Below are 15,707 nucleotides of genomic sequence, written 5' to 3'. Positions count from 1 at the left end.
GCTATAGTCGCACGAAAACCGCAGAGGGGGACAAGTATGGCGCAGCGCAAGACGGCGATCCTCGCGATCGACCAGGGCACGACGAGCTCCCGCGCAGTGGTGTTCACCGACAGCTATGAGGTGATTGCCGTTGCCCAGCGCGAGTTCCAGCAGATCTATCCCCAGCCCGGCTGGGTCGAGCACGATCCGGACGTCATCTGGGCGACCGTGCGCGCGACGGCCCGTGAGGCGCTCGCGGCGGCGGATAAGGCGGGTTATGCGGTGGCCGCGATCGGCATCACCAATCAGCGCGAGACCACACTCGTCTGGGACCGCAAGACCGGCGAGCCGGTGCACAATGCCATCGTCTGGCAGGACCGGCGCACGGCGCAGACTTGTGCCGCGCTGCGCGAGGCGGGTCATGCGGACCGGGTGCGCGAGAAGACCGGCCTCGTGCTGGACCCCTATTTCTCCGCCACCAAGATTGCCTGGATACTCGACCATGCCGACGGTGCCCGCGCGCGCGCCGAGGCGGGCGAGCTGGTGTTCGGCACGGTCGACACTTGGCTGATCTGGCGGCTGACGGGCGGCGTTGTACATGCCACCGACGCCACCAATGCCAGCCGCACCGCGCTCTACAATATCCGCACGAATGCCTGGGACGAGGACCTTCTCGCCCTGTTCGGCGTGCCGGCGGCGATGCTGCCGGAGGTGCGCGACAGTGCGGGCGAATTCGGCGTGTCGGATGCGGCGGTTCTGGGCCGGGCCCTGCCGGTATGCGGCGTCGCCGGCGACCAGCAGTCCGCCGCCATTGGCCAGGCCTGCCTTATGCCGGGCGAGATGAAATCCACCTATGGCACCGGCGCCTTCCTCCTGATCAATACCGGCAACGAACCCGTGCTGTCGCAGAACCAGCTCCTCACCACCATCGCCTGGCGGATCGGCGGCGAGACCGTCTATGCGCTGGAAGGCTCGATCCTGTCGGCCGGGGCGACCGTGCAATGGTTGCGCGACGGGCTGGGCCTGATCGCCAAGGCCTCGGAGATCGAGGCGCTGGCGGCGGCCGCCGATCCGGACAGCGGCGTCTATCTGGTGCCAGCCTTCACCGGGCTGGGCGCGCCCTATTGGGACCCGGATGCCCGCGGCGCGATTGTCGGGCTGACCCGCGGGTCCGGCCGGGCCGAGATCGCGCGCGCGGCGGTGGATTCCACCGTCCACCAGACCTGCGACCTGCTCGACGCCATCGCCGCCGACGGTGTCGCGGCAACACGCCTGCGGGTGGATGGCGGGATGACCGCCAACAATGCCCTGATGCAGCGCCTCGCCGATCTCACCGGGATCGAGGTCGTGCGCCCGGTCCAGTCCGAGGCGACCGCCTGGGGCGCGGCCTTCCTGGCCGGTCTCGGGGCGGGGATTTTCGCCAGCCTGGAAGACGGCCGACGCCTGTGGGCGCAGGACGGCAGCTTCACGCCGGCCTGCGACATTGCGCGCCGCGACGCCGAACGGGCTGGATGGAAGACTGCGGTGGGCCGGGTCAGCCCGGGTTCATCCGGCGCGGCTTGACAGGGAATAGTCTGAAAGAAGGGGATAGCGATGCGGACAATCGGATCGGCCATGGTTCTGGCGATTGCGGCGAGCGCAGCCGCTGTGGCGGCGGACAGCGAGACATCGGTCTGCGGCGCGGACTACGGCCCGCCCGTCGACTTCATCGCGGCCAGCTATGAGCGGCTGCAGGGCAGTGGTTCACCGCCGGCTGCCGGCGGGGTGATCTATACCGGCCGGCTCAACGCCCTGTTCGACGAGAGTGCGGACCGGCTCGGTTTCGGCTTCTGGGTCGACGGGCAGGACTGGCTGATCGACGATGTCTCCGTGACCGGGCGGGATGTCTGGGGCCGTGAGGACCGGCGGGTGGTCGAGGCCCGTTTCACCAATTTCGGCGAGCCGCGCGACCTGCGTTTCTATTTCGACCGGACGCGCGAGGGGTGCTGGCAGATCGACGATGTGGCCGGCGATGGCTGGACCCTGTCCCTGCTGCTGAAATACCCGGCCTGACCGGTTTCCGGCGAGCGCCGGCTTGCTCCGATAAATTCTATTTTGGGTTGTCAGGAATGGGCATTGAATGTTAGGTGTGATGCGTCTGTACGCGTAGGTCTTTAACGCTGCCCCGGAGCCCCGGCTCCTCGAGGAGACGCTCATGCCTTCCACCCTTGCCCGCCTGCTCGTCAGCCGCCTGTTCGCCGCCCGCCAGCTTGCCGCACACCTGTTCAGGGGGCTTTGCCTGGCCGGCCTTCTGGCCATCCCGGCCGCCAGCGCGCAGGACGATCCGCCGCCGCGCGCCGACCAGTATGACGAGCTGTCCGAATTCCTCGCCTGTTCGGGCAATGCCTATGCGCTGTGCTATTATTCCGGGCCGGAAGAGCCCACCCCGCCGGGCCAGAGCGCAACGCCGCCCCTGCCGTGCACGATCGGCGGTCCCGAACACGCCGACTGCACCTGCTATGCCGTCACCGAGCAGATGCTCGAGCCCGGCCTGCGCTATAATTTCGTGCTGATCGGCTCGATCCTCAATCCGGTCGCCCGCGCGGAAACCGAGCTGCGTTGCCATGAGGACGGCTCGAACTGCCTCAACATGGCCCATCTGGCCTCGGGCATCTGCAACAATGCCGACGATCCGCATGTCGACGAGTATGAGTTCTGCCAGGAAGCACCGGTGTGCAGCCTGCTGGGCGATCTGGAGACCGGCGCCACCCAGTCGCTCTATGAAGGGGGCGATGCGACGCTGATCTCCACCTTCTCCTTCTATTCCAGCGAAGTGCACAATTTCGGCTCGCAGGACTGCAGCGAGAACGATATCCGCCTCTATGCCGGCTGCATGACCGCGCCCTGCACGGACGAGGACGGCGACGGCCTCGCCGAGTGCAAATGCCCCCTCTATGCCGGCCCCTACCAGATCGGCCAGGATTCCGAAGGCCTGCAATGCAATATCCTGCCGAACGTCTGGTCCGCCGCCAATAACGAGACAACGCCGCCGCATCTGCCGGGTGCCCTGGGCGGGGAATAGGCGGGGTTCTTCTTCTCCCCGACTGGGGAGAAGGTGCCCGCAGGGCGGATGAGGGGCGCGCGGCAACGCCGCGCTATCGAAGAGTCTTGAGTGGCCGCTCCCGCGGCCGCCCCTCACCCTGCCCTCTCCCCGGTCGGGGAGAGGGGGCGCCAACACCCCCACAAGCACCGTCACCCGCTTGCTGGCTTTTGGACGCTGAATTCCCCAACTTCCACCGTCATCCTGACGAAAGTCAGGATCCAGTTCGTAGGGCAGGGTGGGCGCGAGCTCGCGCTTGTCCCGCGCGGTGGAGCGCGCGCGTTTGCGCCCGCCTCGCCGATGTCTCCCTTTGCGATCTGGGTCCTGACTTTCGTCAGGATGACGGTATGGAAGTGGTTGCTTCCCCCGGACCCGTTCAAGGAAAGGTATGGATTGGGGACAGGTGCCGGACCCAGGGCTCGCCCCGCTTGCGGGGGAGCTGTCCGCGTAGCGGACTGAGGGGGCGGTGCGAAAGCGCCGCGGAGCGCGCAGCGCGCACTTGTGACTCACCCCCTTCGACCTCACCCGGCCCGAGGCCGGGTTCGGCCACTTCCCCCGCTGGCGCAGGGGAAGCCTTGTCCGGTGGCCGGCATTTGCACCCTGCTTTTTCCCGGCCGGAAGCCCGGCCTTGGGCCGGGCGAAGAGCCGGGATCTACGGGAGACTCATCAGTTGAAACCGCCCTCGGTCGGTCCCGGATCTGCAGCCTGCCTGCGCAGGCTTTCATCCGGGAAAAATGGAGAGGCCGGGGAAACTAACCCAGCGCCTTGTCCAGATCGGCGATCATGTCGGCGGCACCCTCGAGTCCCACCGAAAGGCGGATCAGCGTATCCGGCACGCCGGCCTCCTTGCGGGCTTGCGGGGACATGGAGGCGTGGGTCATCAGGGCGGGGATGCAGACGAGGCTTTCCACGCCGCCCAGGGACTGGGCGAGGGTGAAGAGGTCGAGCCGGGAGACGACATCGCGGGCACTGGCGGCACGGTCCGACAGCTGGATCGAGATCAGCTGGCCGAACCCGTCCTGCTGGCGCGCGGCGATGTCATGGCCGGGATGGGTCTTGAGGCCGGGATAGTCGACATGGGCGATGCGATCGTCCTGCGCCAGCCAGGTGGCGACTTCCTGTGCGCTCTCGCACTGGGCCTTGGCCCGCAGGGGCAGGGTGCGCAGGCCGCGCAGGGCGAGATAGCTGTCGAAGGCCCCGGCGCCGGTGCCGACGCAATTGGCCCACCAGGTCAGGCGCTCGACCCGTTCCGGATCGGCACAGCACACCACGCCGCCCACCATGTCGGAATGGCCGTTGATCAGCTTGGTGATCGACTGGACGGAATAATCCGCCCCCCAGTCGAGCGGCCGCTGCAGGGCGGGCGACATCACGGTGTTGTCGATGGCCAGTTCGGTGCCGGCCGTGCGGGCGAGCTTGGCCAGGGCGCGGATATCGGTGATGCGCAGGCGCGGATTGGACGGGGTCTCGGCCAGGATCAGGGCCGCGTCCTCATTGAGGGCGGCGGAGACGGCGTCGAGGTCGGACGTGTCGACATAGACCGGCACGAGGCGTCCGCCGGAGGATCGCGCATCGAGCAGGCGGCGCGTGCCGCCATAGGCGTCGTGCGAGCAGATCACCCGCGCGCCGAAGGGCAGATCGTGCAGCAGGAGGTCGATCGCCGACATGCCCGACCCGGTGACCACGGCCCCGGCGGCATTCTCCAGCTCGGCGATGGCATCGGCCAGCAGGGAGCGGCCCGGATTGGCGGTGCGGGCATAGTCATAGGCCGGCTGCACCGCCGGGTCCTCGCGGCGATAGGCAGTCGACAGCGAGATCGGCGGGATGACGGCGTTCCAGCTGCGGTCGGTGTTGAGGCCGGCGCGGATGGCCCGTGTGCGGGGATCCTGGCTCATATCAGCTCCGCAGGAAGTCGGTGATGGTGTCGGCGATGGCCGTCTCTTCCTTCAGGAAGGCGTCGTGGCCATAGCGCGAATGCAGGGTTTTCAGCCGTCCGTCCGGCGTGCGGCCGGCGGCCTCGGCGATCTGCGAGGCGGGCACAAGCCGGTCTTCCAGCACGGCCAGATAGGTGACCGGGCAGGCGATACCGGCCGGGTCCACATCATGGGCGTCCATGGACCAGGACAGGGCGAGAAAGCGCTGGGGCGACACGGTTTGCGCATAGTCGCGGCCGCGGGCTTCCAGATAGCCGGCAATGCCGCAGGCGTCGCGGCTGTCCGGATCGGGCGCGTAGAACCGGTCTTCCAGCTCGTCCGGTGTGCGATAGGTGGTCATGGCGAGACGGCGGGCGAGGTCGAGCCCGGCAGCGCCGTCGCCCAGGCGCAGGGCCAGTTCCACGGTCTCGCGCTGGATCGAGCGCCAGGCCTGCGCCATGGCGCAGGGGCGATGGGCGCCGGAAATCACCAGCAGTTTGCCGACCCGTGCCGGTGCCAGCGCGGCCAGGGCGAGGCCGATCATGCCGCCATAGGAGGAGCCGATAATATCGAACCGGTCGATCCCGGCCGCGTCGGCCAGGGCGAGAATGGCGCGGGCCTGGTCCTGCGTGGTGGGGAAGGGGGAAAGCGCCTCGCCGATGAAGTCGAAGGAGAGGATGCGGCGGCGGTCGGTATCGATGGCGCGGGCCGGTCCGGCCTGGGCGGCCCACCAGCCGGGCTCGCCCTCATGATCGGTGACATTGCGGCCCGAGGAGATGCCGCCCAGCACGACAACCGCCGGGGCTTCGTCCGGACCGGTGATCCGGCCGGTCACGCGCACCGGCGAACCATTGCCGGCCAGGGCGATCGTGGTGATGTCACGACATCGGGTGGAGGGGATGCATTCCAGGGTCACGGCCATCATACCTCTCCGGCTTCGACGAGATCGCGGATGTCGGCCAGCACGGCGCCGGCCGTGGGGGAACGGCCGGCGCCCTTGCCGTGAAGCACGACCTTCAGGCCGCTTTCACAGACGATCTCGACAGTATTCTCTTCGTTTTCCGGACGCGCGAGCGGGTGGTCTTCCGGCAGGGCGGTAAGGCTGACCCGGGCGTCGATCGTGCCGTCTTCCAGCCGGTTCAGTTCGGCCAGCTGGCGATAGCGCAGCCCGTTCTCGCGGGCGCCGCACACCTGGCCGGGATCGAGCGAGAGCAGGCTTTGCGCCGGAATGCTGGCGGCGTCCGGGGCGAAGGCAAAGGCTTTGCGGGCGATAAGGGCCAGCTTGGCCGCCGCGTCCAGCCCGTCGATATCGGCAGACGGGTCGGCCTCGGCAAAGCCGGCGGCCTGGGCGGCGGCGATGGCTTCGTCAAAACCCGTGCCCTGTTCCAGTAGGCCCAGGACGAAATTCGAGGTGCCGTTGAGCACGCCGCGCACGCTTGCGATGCGTTCGCCGGCGGAGGTGAGGCGGATAACGGTTTCCAGCACCGGCACGCCGCCGCCGACCGCGGCGGAATAGACAAAGCGTGTGCCCTTGCGGCGGGCGCGCACTTCCAGATCCGGGCGGCGGGCGATCACGGCCTTGTTGGCGGAGACGACATGGATGCCGCGCTCGACGGCCAGTTCCAGCGCCTTCTCGGCGGCCGGACAGTCCGGCAGGCCGTCGATCACCAGGTCCGGCCCGGTGTCGAACGCGTCGCGGATATCGGTCAGCCAGGCGGTGCGGCCATCCTTGCCGGTGCGCGCGCGGCGCGTCACCACGGCAGACACCTCGACGGCTTCGGACATCTCTGCCAGCCCGTCCAGAACACCGGAATTCACCGTGCCGCAACCCAGCAGCACCGCCCGCAGGCGGGTGCGGAGGGGGCGGACATTGTGCGAGGGAAGCTCGAAATCGAGGGCCGCAAGTTGCGTCATGTCGTTTCCCATATGCGCGGAAAAGAACGAACGCCGATTTGCGGAAACGGAGGATTGGCGGCAAGCCGTTGATATTCCTCCGTTCGCTCCGCTTTAGCCGTACTTATTCCGCGCCCGCAAGCTGAACATCAAATCGGCGCGTCTTCACGTATAAAGATATGTTTATGTGTGTCAAGCGGCGTGTGCGGGGTGTCTTTCCTCCCCATGGAATGGGGAGGGGGACCCGCGAAGCGGGGGAGGGGCGCCGCGGTACGCGGCGGTGTGCTTGAGGCAAGCGCCACCATCTTCCGGCGCTGGCGCGCCGGCCCCTTCGACCCGCGGCTGAAGCCGCGGCCCACTTCCCCACGAAATGGGGAAGAAAGGCGGGCTGCGCTCGGCCTACGCCTCGAGCTTCGCCAGAAGCGCCTGCGCTGCGGCCGGATTGCGCACTTTCGCCCCGGCGATGAAATAGGCGAAGACGTCGCCGCTCCTGGCCCAGGCGCGGGTCTGGCCGGCGATGCCGTCGAGTTCTTCCGGGGAGAGGCCGGTGGGCTCGTCCTCGCGGCTCGACATCAGGCGGGCATATCTGAAGTCCGCCGTGTCCTGGTCGATGCGCGGCCAGTCGGGCGCTTCGTCGTCATGGGCATAGACGATGGCGGCGCCGTATTTGCGGGCGAGATCGTAGAATTCCTCGGTGTCGAAAGTGGGGCTGCGCACTTCCAGCGCGTGGCGCAGGCGGATGCCGTCCTTCTCCTGCGGCAGGAGTTTCAGGAAACCTTCGAAGTCCTCCGGATCGAACTTCTTGGTCGCCATGAACTGCCAGTTGATCGGGCCCAGCTTGTCGCCCAGCGCGGTCAGCCCCTGGTCGAGAAAGCGTTCGACGCTTTCGCCGCCCTGGGACAGGAGTTTGCGGTTGGTGCAGAAGCGGCTGGCCTTCACCGCGAAGACGAAATCCTCGGGCGTCTCGTCGCGCCATTTCATCCAGGTATCGGGCTTGAAACCGGAATAATAGGTGCCGTTGATCTCCAGCGAATTCATCTGGCGCGAGGCGTATTCCAGCTCGCGCTTCTGGCTCAGCTTCTCCGGATAGAAGACGCCGCGCCAGGGCGCGTAGGTCCAGCCGCCGATCCCGGCCCTGATCATTCCCGTCATGGCGTGCTCGCTCCCCGTCGCTGCCAGTCCCGACCTGTATGGTCCGACCTATATAGGGGCGCGAGGGTGCGTCTGCTAAGTCGCGACGAAGGCCTTTTCGACAACAAAGTCGGCGGGGGCGGCGTTGGAGCCTTCGATGAAGCCGCGGTCGAGGCAGATCTGCCGGGTGTCTTTCAACAGGCCTTCGGAACCGCAGATCATCACGCGGTCGACCGCCGGATCGAGCGGCGGGACGTTCAGGTGGCCGAACAGTTCGCCGCTCTCGATGAGATCGGTGACGCGGCCCTTCACCGGGCTGTCCTCGCGCGTGGTGGAGGCGAAGTGGACCAGTTTCTCCTGCGCCATCTCGCCGATCAGCTCGTCGGACTTCACAGCTTCCACCAGCTCGTTGCCATAGGTCAGCTCGGCGCTTTCGCGGCAGGTGTGGGTGAGGATGACCTGGTCGAACTTCTCATAGGTCTCCGGATCGCGGATCAGGCTGGCAAACGGCGCTATGCCGGTGCCGGTGGAGACCATGTAGAGCCGCTTGCCGGGCTTGAGCGCGTCGAGCACGAGCGTGCCTGTCGGCTTCTTGCCCAGCAGGACCTGGTCGCCCGGCTGGATGTGCTGCAGGCGCGAGGTCAGCGGACCGTCGGCGACCTTGATCGAGTAGAAGTCCAGCGCCTCGTCCCAGAAGGGGCTGGCGATGGAATAGGCGCGCAGAAGCGGTTTGCCGTCTTCCTTGGGCAGGCCGATCATGACGAATTCGCCCGAGCGGAAGCGGAACGCGTCCGGCCGCGTGATGCGGAACCAGAACAGCCGGTCGGTATAGTGCTTCACCTCGAGCACGGTCTCGATCGTGTAGGGGCCCGGCTTGGCGCTGATCGCGTTCTTCACGCGGGCGGTCGAGGTCATCGTCATGTCGTTCATCGTCGTCTCTTCTACCTTGGCGGCCCGAGATCAGGCCGTGGCGCGCGGCGCTTCGCTATCGGCCCAGGGCGGGACGGGCAAGCCCCGGCTGGACAGGAATTCCGGATTGAACAGCTTGCCGGCATACCGGGATCCGGCATCGCACAGCATCGTTACGATCGTCTTGCCGGGGCCCAGCTCGCGGGCGAGGCGGATGGCTCCGGCGATGTTGATGCCGGCCGAACCGCCCAGCGACAGGCCCTCGGTCTTCACCAGTTCGAACAGGATGGGCAGCATTTCCGCATCCTCGATGCGGTAGATGTGGTCGACATCCAGGCCTTCAAGATTGCCGGTGATGCGATTGACGCCGATCCCCTCGGTGATCGAGGAGCCTTCGCCCTTCAGCTCGCCCTTCGTGTAGTAATTATAGAGCGCTGCACCGGCCGGGTCGGCGGCGCCGATGGCGATGTCCGGCCTGTTGGCGCGCAGGCTGGCGGCGACGCCGGCGAGCGTACCGCCGGAACCGACCGCGCAGATGAAGCCGTCGATCTTGCCGCCGGTCTGCTGCCAGATCTCCGGACCGGTCGTCTTCTCGTGGGCGCGCTTGTTGGCGAGATTGTCGAACTGGTTGGCCCAGATCGCGCCATTGGGCTGGCTCTCGTTCAGCTCTTCGGCGAGGCGGCGGGAATAGTGGACGAAGTGATTGGGGCTGGAGAAGGGGGCGGCATCCACCTCGATCAGCCGCGCGCCGTGCGAGCGGATGACCTGTTTCTTCTCTTCCGACTGGGTGCGCGGCATGACGATGATGACGTCATAGCCCAGCGCGCCGCCGACCAGGGCGAGCCCGATCCCGGTGTTGCCGGCCGTGCCTTCCACGATCGTGCCGCCGGGCTTCAGCGAGCCGTCGGCCTCGGCTTCGCGCACGATGTTCAGCGCGGCGCGGTCCTTCACGGAACCGCCCGGATTGAGGAATTCGGCCTTGCCGAGGATCTCGCAGCCGGTGGCCTCCGACGGGCCGTCCAGCCGGATCAGCGGCGTATTGCCGATCAGGTCGAGCACATGTGACACGCGGGTGTGTCCTTCCAGGTTTGTGTGTCCAGCCTATTCCGCCGCGATACGCTCGGCGGGGGCATGGATGCCGCATTCGGTCTTGTCGCGTCCGCGCCAGCGGCCGGAGCGCACATCGCCGTCATCCTCGACCGGGGCGGTGCACGGCCAGCAGCCGATGGATGCATACCCCATATCGCTCAAGGGGTGTCGCGGCAAATCGAAGCGCTTGAAATAGGCGTTCACACGTTCGGCATCCCAGGCCGCCAGCGGATTGACCCGGATGCGGCCATCGATGCGCTCGACGACGGGCAGGGCCAGGCGCTCGCCGCCATGGAAGCGTTTGCGGCCGGTGATCAGCGCGTCGTAATCGCCGATGGCGCGCGCCAGCGGGCGCACTTTGCGCAGGGCGCAGCAGGCATCGGGATTGCGCTGCCAGAGGCGATCATCGCCATCCTCGGCGGCGGCTTCGGCGCTGTCGGGTGCCAGAACGCGGATATTGGTCAGGCCCAGCTGTTCGCTCAGCGCGCGCTGATACTGTTCGGTCTGGGCGAAGAGGCGGCCGGTATCGAGAAAGACGACCGGCGTGTCCGGGGCGATCTGGGCGATCATGTCCAGGCCGACCGCGGCTTCCGCGCCGAAGGAGGAGAGCATGGCGATCCTGCCGGTCCACTCATTGCGGATCGCGTCCTCGAGGATCTCCATCGCATCGAGACCGCGATAGCGGGCATTCAGGGCGGCCAGATCGTCACCGGCCGGCGCGGCCTGGCGGTGGCGGAAGACCGGCGTGCGCTTGTCCTGGGCAGGCTGGTAGGCGTGCGAGAAGCGCGCGCGGGCGCGGGCCCAGTCGGCGTCCAGATTGTCATTGTCCGGGGCTACATCGTCAAAGCCGACGCGCTTGAGATGCATGGCCTGGTCGGGGATGAGATCGCCCACGGCGCGCAGCTTGCCGGCATAGCCGGCGCGTTCGCGCAGAAGGGCGGCGAGCGAGAAGCCGCGCCCGTCCTTGAAGCTGGCAAAACGGATATCGACCTGCACCGCGCCGCGCGCCTGTTCGGCGGCCTCGCGCCAGTCGGTCTCGCCGGGGATTTCCACCACGGCGCCGCCACCGGCTTCCATCTGGGCCTCGACGCGCTTGCGGGATTGCGGATTGCGCTCAAGCTGCAACATAGATCGACTCCTTGAACGCATCGGCACCGACGCGCCGCAGCGTGTCGATAAAGCGTTCGTTTTCGTCCCTGATTTCCAGATAGGTTTTCAGCACCCGCACGATCGCGCCGGGTACGTCTTCGCCTGCCAGACCCTTGCCGACAATGCCACCGATTGACGCATCATTGCCGAAGGCGCCGCCCAGGGTGATCTGGTAGAATTCCTCGCCCCGCTTGTCGACGCCGAGCACGCCGATATGGGCGACATGGTGGTGTCCGCAGGCATTGATGCAGCCATCGATCTTGATCGTCACATCGCCGACGGGTTCGGCCAGGCCTTCCGCCTCCACCAGGCTGGAGATCGCCTGGGCGATCGGGATGGAGCGGGCATTGGCCAGGCTGCAATAATCCAGCCCCGGGCAGGAGACGATGTCCGTCGCCAGGCCGGCATTGGCGGTGGCCAGACCGGCCGCAACGAGGGCATCCCAGACGGTTTCCAGATCCTCGTTGCGCACATGCGGCAGCACCAGATTCTGGTCCGGCGTGGCGCGGGCCTCGTCGAAACCGTAGCGCTCGGCCAGGTCGGCGACGATGTCCAGCTGGTCGTCGGTGATGTCGCCCGGCGTGCCGCCGACCGGTTTCAGCGAGATGACGACCGAGGACAGGCCCTCGACCTGGTGGGCGCGGCGATTGCGGCGCAGCCAGCCGGCAAAACCGGGCTTGCCGGAAACCGGAACCGGCTGCGCCTTCGACACGGAGGGACGGTCGAAGAAGGCACGGATGCGGGCGATCTCGGCGGCGGGCAATTCCAGCTCGCCCTCGCGGATATCGGCCCATTCCTCTTCGGTCTGGCGGCCGAACTCCTCGGCGCCCAGCGCCTCGACCAGGATCTTGATCCGGGCCTTGTAGAGATTGTCGCGGCGGCCGTGCTGATTGTACACGCGCAGGATGGCGGTGAGGTAGGACAGGAGGTCGCGCGGCTCCAGGAAGTCGCGGATCTTCTGCGCCAGGCGCGGCGTGCGGCCCTGGCCGCCACCGACCCAGACCTCGAACCCGGTCTCGCCGGCCTCGTTCTTCACGATCTGCAGGCCGATATCATGCACCCGGATGCCGGCGCGGTCGTCCCGGGCGCCATTGACGGCGATCTTGAACTTGCGGGGCAGGAAGGTGAATTCCGGGTGGAAGGTCGACCATTGGCGGATGATTTCGGCCCAGGGGCGGCTGTCCTCGATCTCGTCGGCCGCGGCGCCCGCAAAGGGGTCGGCGGTGACATTGCGGATGCAGTTGCCCGAGGTCTGGATAGCGTGCATCTCGACCTTGGCGAGATGGTCGAGAATGTCCGGCACATCCACCAGCGCCGGCCAGTTGAACTGGATATTGGTGCGCGTGGTGAAGTGGCCATAGCCGCGGTCATAGCGCCGGGCGATATGGGCCAGGGTGCGCAATTGCGGACCGTTCAGCGTGCCGTAGGGGATCGCCACCCGCAGCATGTAGGCATGCAGCTGCAGATAGACGCCATTCATCAGGCGCAGCGGCTTGAACTGGTCTTCCGTCAGCCGGCCGTCGAGGCGGCGTGCGACCTGGTCCCGGAATTCCTCGATCCGTTCGCGCACCAGGGCATGGTCGTAGGCGTCGTACTTGTACATGGGATCAGGCGGGCTCGCGGGTGGAACCGGTCGTCGGGCCGGTCAGGCGGATCGCCTCGCGGCGCCATTTCTGGCCGCCGGGGCGCTCGTCCTCGATATCGATGAGATAGGGGCCGACCGCGATGCCGAACTCGGCCTCGGCCTGGGCCAGGCGGGCCTCGGCGGCGTCGCCGTCCAGATGTTCGGCCTCGTCCAGGCGGCTGGACCATTGCCCCTCGGCCGTGCGGTAGATCACGCGGCCGTCGGTCAGGCGGTTTGCGGTGATCGCTTTCATGCGTAGTTCTCCAGGGAGGCTTGAGCCGCAGCCTGGGCCGCGGCCGTGCCGGCGCTTTCGCCGACGATGATGACGGTGGGGCCGGCAATGCCTTCGCGCTCGACCAGTGCGGCGAGGCCGCCCAGCGTGCCGAAGACACGGCGTTCGGTGTCGTGCGTGCCGTTCTCGATAAGGGCGACGGGCGTGGACGGTGCCCGGCCGGCGGCGATCATCTTGCGCTCGATCTCCGGCGCAGCGCCGACGCCCATATAGAAGACGGCAGTGGAATTGGGGGCCGAGAGGGCGCGGTAGTCGGCATCGGGCCCGTCCTTTTTCACAACGCCGGAGGCGAAGGTGACGGACTGGGCATGATCGCGATGGGTCAGCGGCACGCCGGCCGAAGCAGCGCAGGCCATGGCGGCGGTGATGCCGGGCGTGACTTCAGCGGCGATACCGGCGGCGCGCACCACGTCGAGCTCCTCGCCGCCGCGGCCGAAAATGAAGGGATCGCCGCCCTTGAGGCGCACGACGCGCTGGCCCTTGCGGGCTTCGCGCACCAGGATTGCGCCGATCTCGTCCTGCGGCACAGGGTGATGGCCCTTGGTCTTGCCGACATCGATGCGCAGCGCGTCGCGGCGCGCCAGCGCCATCACGCCCTCGGAGACCAGGCGGTCGTGCACGATGACATCGGCTTCGCGCAAGAGGCGGGCGGCCTTGAGGGTGAGAAGATCGGGATCGCCGGGACCGGCGCCGACCAGGTGGACGATGCCGCTGCGTTCCGCGCGTTCACCGTTCAGCTCGCGCAGCATTTCGCGACGGGCACCGGCCTTGTCGCCCGAGAGCGCCAGATCGCGGGCCTTGCCGCGCAGGGCGCGTTCCCAGAAAGCGCGGCGATCGTCGAATTTCGTCAGGACCGACTTCACCGTGCCGCGCAGCTCGCGCGCCAGATCGGCCAGCGAGCCGATGCGCGCGGGCAGGACCTGTTCCACCGCAGCGCGGATATCCACTGACAGGACCGGCGCGGCACCGCCCGAGGCGATGGCAACGACAATGCCGTCCCGGTCGACAATGGCGGGGGTCTGGAAATCGGAGGCCGACGGGCTGTCGACGATATTGACCGGAATGCCCAGACGGCGGCCGGTGCGGGCCAGTGCGTCGACGGGGATGTCGTCGCTGCCGGCGATGAAAAGCAAAGTCGCGCCACGAAGGTCCCGCCGCGTCGGCATGCGGCGTTCGATCCGCGCATATTGGGCGATATCCGCGGGAACAGGATCGTCCGTGTTTCCGGTGAACCACAGCAACCGGGCAGGGGAGGCAGCGAACAGGCGGACCTTCGGTTCGGCCATCGGTCCACGTCCGACGACAATCACCGTGCGCCCATCTAGGGGAATGGAGGCTGGAAAGACCTGCATGTTCACTCATCCGATCCTGCGCCTTCGTGGCGCGACGAGTGCAATATTTCTATTCGATGCAGCGGTTTCAAACGACGTTTCTTGGCATTTCAGATTAGAAAAACTAAACTGACGTCATGGCCCGCTCCTCCCGCCTTCCCCCGCTCAATGCGCTGCGTGCCTTCGAGGCCGCCGCGCGCCTGGAAAGTTTCGCCCGCGCCGCCGACGAGCTGGCCGTGACGCCGGGGGCGATTTCCCAGCAGATCCGCTCCCTGGAGGAGCATGTCGGCGCCCAGCTTTTTGTGCGCGAGGGGCGGGGGCTTTCCCTCACCGAGGCCGGCCGCGCAGCGGCGAATGTGGCCTCCGATGCCTTCGAGACCCTGGAGCGCGCCGTCTCGCTGATGCGCCAGCCCGTGCAGCGCCGCGCGCTGACCGTATCGGTCGCGCCCTCCTTTGCCGGCAAGTGGCTGGCGCCGCGCCTGCACCGTTTCCAGGAGACCCAGCCGGGCGTTGAAGTGTGGATCGCGGCGACGTCGGAACGCGTCGATCTGTCGGCCGGGGCCGCCGATCTGGGCATACGCTACGGGCCCGGCGGCGACATGACGCTGAACGAGGAAACCCTCCTACCCGAGGAAGTCCTGCCGGTGTGCTCGCCCGACCTGCTGCGCGACGGGCCGCGCCTGGCGACGCCGCGCGATCTGGACGGCCACACCCTGCTGCACGACGCTTCGCCGGAAAGCGAGGTCGATGGCGCCGACTGGCCGTCCTGGCTGAAGGCCCGCAATATCCGCGGGGTCGATACGGCGGGCGGTGTGCGTTTCAACCAGTCCGCCCTGGTGATCGATGCCGCCGTGGCCGGCCGCGGCGTGGCGCTCGCCAAACGCGCCCTGGCCCAGAACGACCTGGCCTCCGGCCGCCTGGTCGCCCTCTTCGCCGACGGCACCTCACCCGTGCGCTCCGCCTACCACATCGTCACGGCGCGCAATCGCCCGCTCAGCCCGGATGCGGAGGCCTTCATTGCGTGGCTGCGGGCGGAGGCGCGGGTGCACGAGCACTCGGTGGATGAGTTGTAGGGGGGGCTGTCCCTCCCTCACTTTTCCCGGACGGAAGCCTGCGGAGGCAGGCTGAAGATCCGGGATCCAGTGAGCGGGAGGCCAGCCCGATGCCCGTTCTGTCGGTCCCGGCTCTTCGTCCCGCCTTCGCGGGGCATGCGGCCGGGAAAAATATGCGGGATCAATGTGGTGATGCCGGTGGTTCATTGCGGCCTGCGGCCGCAACCCCTTCGACCCGCGGCTGACGCCGCGGCCCACTTCCCCAC

General features: G+C 67.6%; 14 protein-coding genes. 4 read left to right on the top strand and 10 right to left on the bottom strand.

Annotation, left to right across the window (positions count from 1 at the left end; genetic code table 11):
- Window positions 1–36: 36 nt before the first annotated feature.
- The 3 genes from glpK (at window position 37) to JJ918_RS06990 (ending at window position 3,040) form a co-directional block, all read left to right on the top strand.
- Window positions 37–1,542, top strand: a complete 1,506-nt coding sequence (glpK, locus tag JJ918_RS07000; protein WP_291885044.1) for a glycerol kinase GlpK — start codon at window positions 37–39, stop codon at window positions 1,540–1,542.
- A 30-nt stretch (window positions 1,543–1,572) separates the two neighbouring features.
- Window positions 1,573–2,031 carry a hypothetical protein gene (locus JJ918_RS06995; protein ID WP_291885041.1) on the top strand — a complete coding sequence of 153 codons (459 nt, stop codon included), beginning with the start codon at window positions 1,573–1,575 and terminating at the stop codon, window positions 2,029–2,031.
- Between the two features lie 142 nt (window positions 2,032–2,173).
- Window positions 2,174–3,040, top strand: a complete 867-nt coding sequence (locus JJ918_RS06990) for a hypothetical protein (protein ID WP_291885038.1) — start codon at window positions 2,174–2,176, stop codon at window positions 3,038–3,040.
- A 770-nt stretch (window positions 3,041–3,810) separates the two neighbouring features.
- Here JJ918_RS06990 and JJ918_RS06985 read toward each other — a convergent pair.
- The 10 genes from JJ918_RS06985 to cysG all read right to left on the bottom strand — a co-directional run bounded on the left by JJ918_RS06985 (window position 3,811) and on the right by cysG (window position 14,344).
- A complete protein-coding gene (locus JJ918_RS06985; protein WP_291885035.1) occupies window positions 3,811–4,953 on the bottom strand; it encodes a PLP-dependent aspartate aminotransferase family protein in 1,143 nt (380 codons plus the stop codon).
- Between the two features lies 1 nt (window position 4,954).
- Entirely contained in the window at window positions 4,955–5,893 is a 939-nt protein-coding gene (locus tag JJ918_RS06980; protein ID WP_291885032.1) for a homoserine O-succinyltransferase, read from the bottom strand.
- Window positions 5,893–6,885 (bottom strand): homoserine dehydrogenase, encoded by a 993-nt coding sequence (locus JJ918_RS06975; protein WP_291885028.1) that lies wholly within the window; start codon window positions 6,883–6,885, stop codon window positions 5,893–5,895. Before JJ918_RS06975 ends, JJ918_RS06980 begins: the two co-directional genes overlap by 1 nt.
- A gap of 378 nt (window positions 6,886–7,263) precedes the next feature.
- Entirely contained in the window at window positions 7,264–8,016 is a 753-nt protein-coding gene (locus JJ918_RS06970) for a DUF72 domain-containing protein (RefSeq protein WP_291885024.1), read from the bottom strand.
- A gap of 75 nt (window positions 8,017–8,091) precedes the next feature.
- On the bottom strand, window positions 8,092–8,910 hold the full coding sequence (locus tag JJ918_RS06965; protein WP_367277658.1) for a ferredoxin--NADP reductase: 819 nt from the start codon (window positions 8,908–8,910) through the stop codon (window positions 8,092–8,094).
- A gap of 45 nt (window positions 8,911–8,955) precedes the next feature.
- On the bottom strand, window positions 8,956–9,972 hold the full coding sequence (locus JJ918_RS06960; protein ID WP_291885019.1) for a cysteine synthase A: 1,017 nt from the start codon (window positions 9,970–9,972) through the stop codon (window positions 8,956–8,958).
- A gap of 33 nt (window positions 9,973–10,005) precedes the next feature.
- Entirely contained in the window at window positions 10,006–11,121 is a 1,116-nt protein-coding gene (locus tag JJ918_RS06955; protein WP_291885018.1) for a phosphoadenylyl-sulfate reductase, read from the bottom strand.
- The gene (locus tag JJ918_RS06950) at window positions 11,108–12,745 is read right to left on the bottom strand and encodes a nitrite/sulfite reductase (RefSeq protein ID WP_291885015.1); all 1,638 of its coding nucleotides are present in this window, start codon (window positions 12,743–12,745) and stop codon (window positions 11,108–11,110) included. Before JJ918_RS06950 ends, JJ918_RS06955 begins: the two co-directional genes overlap by 14 nt.
- Window positions 12,746–12,749: 4 nt before the next feature.
- Window positions 12,750–13,019: a DUF2849 domain-containing protein gene (locus JJ918_RS06945; protein ID WP_291885013.1), complete on the bottom strand. Its 270-nt coding sequence runs from the start codon at window positions 13,017–13,019 to the stop codon at window positions 12,750–12,752.
- Complete coding sequence (gene cysG, locus JJ918_RS06940) at window positions 13,016–14,344, bottom strand: siroheme synthase CysG (protein WP_291885011.1); 1,329 nt, start codon at window positions 14,342–14,344, stop codon at window positions 13,016–13,018. Before cysG ends, JJ918_RS06945 begins: the two co-directional genes overlap by 4 nt.
- A 182-nt stretch (window positions 14,345–14,526) precedes the next feature.
- On the opposite strand from cysG, the gene gcvA reads away from it, so the two are divergent.
- A complete protein-coding gene (gene gcvA, locus JJ918_RS06935) occupies window positions 14,527–15,462 on the top strand; it encodes a transcriptional regulator GcvA (RefSeq protein WP_291885009.1) in 936 nt (311 codons plus the stop codon).
- Window positions 15,463–15,707 lie beyond the last annotated feature (245 nt).

Origin of the sequence: Maricaulis sp., from assembly GCF_017642925.1 — a bacterium.
Lineage (GTDB): Bacteria > Pseudomonadota > Alphaproteobacteria > Caulobacterales > Maricaulaceae > Maricaulis.
The sequence above is the reverse complement of the archived record's forward strand: the minus strand, read 5'-3'. Positions and strand labels throughout refer to the sequence as shown.

Excerpts from the sequence above, each read along its gene's own strand:
- JJ918_RS06950 (WP_291885015.1), bottom strand. The coding sequence starts at position 12,745 with ATGTACAAGTACGACGCCTACGACCATGCCCTGGTGCGCGAACGGATC.
- gcvA (WP_291885009.1), top strand. The coding sequence starts at position 14,527 with ATGGCCCGCTCCTCCCGCCTTCCCCCGCTCAATGCGCTGCGTGCCTTC.
- JJ918_RS06975 (WP_291885028.1), bottom strand. The coding sequence starts at position 6,885 with ATGACGCAACTTGCGGCCCTCGATTTCGAGCTTCCCTCGCACAATGTC.
- cysG (WP_291885011.1), bottom strand. The coding sequence starts at position 14,344 with ATGGCCGAACCGAAGGTCCGCCTGTTCGCTGCCTCCCCTGCCCGGTTG.
- JJ918_RS06955 (WP_291885018.1), bottom strand. The coding sequence starts at position 11,121 with ATGTTGCAGCTTGAGCGCAATCCGCAATCCCGCAAGCGCGTCGAGGCC.
- glpK (WP_291885044.1), top strand. The coding sequence starts at position 37 with ATGGCGCAGCGCAAGACGGCGATCCTCGCGATCGACCAGGGCACGACG.
- JJ918_RS06945 (WP_291885013.1), bottom strand. The coding sequence starts at position 13,019 with ATGAAAGCGATCACCGCAAACCGCCTGACCGACGGCCGCGTGATCTAC.
- JJ918_RS06995 (WP_291885041.1), top strand. The coding sequence starts at position 1,573 with ATGCGGACAATCGGATCGGCCATGGTTCTGGCGATTGCGGCGAGCGCA.
- JJ918_RS06990 (WP_291885038.1), top strand. The coding sequence starts at position 2,174 with ATGCCTTCCACCCTTGCCCGCCTGCTCGTCAGCCGCCTGTTCGCCGCC.
- JJ918_RS06970 (WP_291885024.1), bottom strand. The coding sequence starts at position 8,016 with ATGACGGGAATGATCAGGGCCGGGATCGGCGGCTGGACCTACGCGCCC.
- JJ918_RS06965 (WP_367277658.1), bottom strand. The coding sequence starts at position 8,910 with ATGACCTCGACCGCCCGCGTGAAGAACGCGATCAGCGCCAAGCCGGGC.
- JJ918_RS06985 (WP_291885035.1), bottom strand. The coding sequence starts at position 4,953 with ATGAGCCAGGATCCCCGCACACGGGCCATCCGCGCCGGCCTCAACACC.
- JJ918_RS06980 (WP_291885032.1), bottom strand. The coding sequence starts at position 5,893 with ATGGCCGTGACCCTGGAATGCATCCCCTCCACCCGATGTCGTGACATC.